Source organism: Streptomyces sp. NPDC058157, assembly GCF_042884105.1.
In the GTDB taxonomy this organism is placed as follows: Bacteria; Actinomycetota; Actinomycetes; order Streptomycetales; family Streptomycetaceae; genus Streptomyces.
The window spans coordinates 1-3541 of the sequence record NZ_JBHVUQ010000354.1 but is presented as its reverse complement, the minus strand read 5'-3'; the positions used below and the strand labels follow the sequence as shown (position 1 = coordinate 3541).

Sequence of the window (3541 nt, the reverse complement as noted above, 5' to 3'; positions counted from 1 at the left end):
CGGCGGCCCCGTGCGGACGCCCGCGCCGGCCCCCGCCCCCGCGCAGGCCGCGCCCGCCCCCGCCGGTTCCGCCGCGCCCACCGCCGAGATGGCGGCCGGGGCCGGGCAGGTGCAGGCGATGTGGCCCGGCGTACTGGAGGCCGTCAAGAACCGCCGCCGGTTCACCTGGATCCTGCTCAGCCAGAACGCCCAGGTCACCGGCTTCGACGGGACCACCCTGCAGCTCGGCTTCCCCAACCCCGGGGCCCGCGACAACTTCGCGAGCAGCGGCAGCGAGGACGTGCTCAAGGCGGTGCTCGCCGAGCAGTTCCAGGTGCACTGGAAGATCGACGCCGTCGTGGGCGGAGGGGGCCCCGCGCCCTCGGCGCCCTCGTACGGGGCCCCGGCCGCCCCGGCCTACAGCCCGCCCCCGCCGCCCGCCTACAGCCCGCCCCCGCAGGCCGCCGCCCCGCAGCAGCAGGAGCCCCGGCCGCCGTCCCCGCAGGCCGCCGCGCCCCAGCCGCCCGTGCAGCAGGGGCCCCCGCCGGTGGCCCCCGAGGACGACGTGCCCGAGGCGGACGACCCCGACCTCGTCGACAGCGCCCTGACCGGACACGACCTCATCGTGCGCGAGCTCGGCGCGACCGTTGTGGAGGAATACACGAACGAGTAGCCCGCCGGTATTGGGGTGGCCGCACGAAACCGGCCACCCCGTCCGGGCTACCCTGGGCGGCGTGAAGGTCCTCGTCATCGGCGGCGGCGCCCGCGAACACGCCCTGTGCCGCTCTCTGTCCCTCGACCCCGACGTCTCCGCGCTGTACTGCGCCCCCGGCAACGCCGGCATCGCCGAGGTGGCGGAGCTGCGCCCGGTCGACGCCCTCGACGGCGGCGCGGTCGCCGCGCTCGCCACGGAACTCGGCGCCGACCTGGTCGTCGTCGGCCCGGAGGCCCCGCTCGTCGCCGGCGTCGGCGACGCCGTCCGCGCGGCCGGCATCCCCGTCTTCGGCCCGTCCGGCGAGGCGGCGCAGCTGGAGGGCTCCAAGGCGTTCGCCAAGGACGTGATGGCCGCCGCCGGCGTCCCGACCGCCCGCAGCTACGTCTGCACCACCGCCGAGGAGGTCGACGCGGCCCTGGACGCCTTCGGCGCCCCGTACGTGGTCAAGGACGACGGCCTCGCCGCCGGCAAGGGCGTCGTCGTCACCGACGACCTCGACGCCGCCCGGGCGCACGCCGCCGGCTGCGACCGCGTCGTCATCGAGGAGTACCTCGACGGCCCCGAGGTCTCCCTCTTCGCCATCACCGACGGCGTCACCGTGCTCCCGCTCCAGCCCGCGCAGGACTTCAAGCGCGCGCTCGACGGCGACGAGGGGCCCAACACCGGCGGCATGGGCGCGTACTCCCCGCTCCCGTGGGCCGACCCGAAGCTGGTCGAGGAGGTCCTGGAGACCGTCCTCCAGCCGACCGTGGACGAGCTCCGCCACCGCGGCACCCCCTTCTCCGGCCTGCTCTACGCCGGTCTCGCCCTCACCGGCCGCGGCACCCGGGTGATCGAGTTCAACGCCCGCTTCGGCGACCCCGAGACCCAGGTCGTCCTCGCCCGGCTGCGCACCCCGCTGGCGGCCGTGCTGCTGGGCGCGGCGAACGGCACCCTGGACACGCTGCCGCCGCTGACCTGGAGCGACGAGGCCGCCGTGACGGTGGTCGTCGCCTCGCACAACTACCCCGGCACCCCGCGCACCGGCGACCCGATCGAGGGGCTCGCCGAGGTGGCCGCCGAGGACGGCCCCGAGGCCTACGTGCTGCACGCCGGGACCCGGCAGGAGGGCGGCTCCGTCGTCAGCGCGGGCGGCCGCGTGCTGTCCGTGACGGCGACCGGCACGGACCTGGCGCAGGCGCGCGAGAGGGCGTATAAGGCCGTCGCGCGGATCCGGCTCGACGGTTCCCAGCACCGTACGGACATCGCCGCGAAGGCGGCCGAGGGCCGCTGACCAGCAGGCCCGTGAGGACCGGGGGCCCGGGGCGCGAGGGCGCGCACCGGGCCCTCGCGTGCGCCCGCGTGCGCCTGCCTCCAGCGGCGCTCGAGCGCACCCACCTTTGCCCAAAGCCATTCCATCGGGTGATGGTCCCCTTGTCCGCCTGACGGCCGCGTGCGCCCCAACTAGGGTGCGGCGCAAGCATTCCGGCACATGGCCCACCGGCATTGCGATGTCAGTGGCGGGTGTCACAGTGGGGGAGTGAGCAAAGCCGCCGCAGGGCAGAGGGGGTGAGGTCCGGCCGTGTCCGGAACCGGTTCGATCGCAGAAGTGGGCGTGCCGTCCGCGCGTTCCCTGGCCCTCGCCGTGCTGCGCGTCCGCAGCAGGGCGCTGGCCGCCGTGCTGCTGCCCGCCGCCCTCGCGGTGGTCCTGGTCACCGCCCGGACGACGGGCCGGCTGGCCGGCGACCCCTGGCCCGCGGTGACCCTGGCCGTCTGCGCGGTGGCCGCGCTGGTGCTGCTGGCGGGCGGGATCTTCGGTGCCGTGGTGCTGCGGGCGAGCCCCGCCGTGACGCCCACCGTGCCGCTGCCCGAGGCCGCAGCGCCCGACCTGTACCGGCTCGTACGGGACCTCGCCGACCGGATGGGCGTGCCCGCGCCCTCCGCGATAGCCCTGACCCCGGACTGCGACAGCTGGCTGGAGGACCGCAGTCACGGGGCGCACCGCCGGGCGGGCATATCCGACGGCCCCGAGTCGCGGCCCGGCGCGGCGCCGGTGCTGGTGATCGGCTCGCCGTTCCTGTGGTGGATGCGGGTCGCGGAGCTGCGGGCCCTCCTGGCGCCGGTCGTCGCCGGTACGGGTCCCTCCGCGCACCCGGACATAGCCGACGCCCGCGGCTTCGTACGGGGGCTGGACGCGGCGGTGGACGTGGGCGGGCGGCCCGGCCTGGGCTGGCTCGTCGGCCGGCCCGCCCGGCTGCTGCTGCGGCTGTGCGGGGCGGACGCCGCCGAGATGGAGCGCGGGGTGGCGGCCGCCGCCTCGGAGCGCGCACAGGGTGTGGACCAGGCGATGCGCACCGCCGCCCAGGAGCAGGTCGGCCTCGCCTACGCGGGCTGGGACCGGTTGCTGACCCGGGTCGCGCTGCCCGCCTGGCGGATGGGCCGCTGGCCCGCGCACCTCGACGCCGGGGTGGTCTCCGCCCTGACCGAGCTGTCCCGGCGCGACCGGCTGGCGGACGGTTTCGCGTCCCGGCTCGGTGAGCGCCCCGCCTGCGATCTGCTGGAGCAGCCCGGGCTGATCGACGAGGCCGCCTCGCTGCTGGCGGCCCGGCTGTTCCACGGCGGTCCGGCGGAGGCCGGTCCGGAGTGGTCGCCGGTGGACTGGGCGGCCTACCCGGAGGAGGTCGTCGACCGCAAGTGGCGCGCGGAGGCGGCCCGGCTCCATGCGGCCCTGGACGCCCTGTCCGTCCCCTCGGGCCCGGTCCCGGCCCGTTCGGCGGGCGCCCCCGCCCCCGCCTCCGCCTCCGCCCCGACGGCCGGGCCGCCCCCTGCGGCCGCGGCGGCACTGGCCGGCGCGCGCGCCCAGGCCCC

2 protein-coding genes and 1 pseudogene are annotated in these 3541 nt (G+C 77.4%); all 3 read left to right on the top strand.

All coding sequences use genetic code 11. The features are described from left to right. A pseudogene (locus tag ACFVXK_RS37580) lies at positions 1–652 on the top strand (DNA polymerase III subunit gamma and tau); the annotation flags it as partial. Between the two features lie 61 nt (positions 653–713). Next, positions 714–1967, top strand: a complete 1254-nt coding sequence (purD, locus tag ACFVXK_RS37575) for a phosphoribosylamine--glycine ligase (protein ID WP_389621564.1) — start codon at positions 714–716, stop codon at positions 1965–1967. Positions 1968–2255: 288 nt separating this feature from the next. Then, the coding region (locus ACFVXK_RS37570) for a hypothetical protein (RefSeq protein WP_389621561.1) at positions 2256–3541 on the top strand (1286 nt) is incomplete at its 3' end.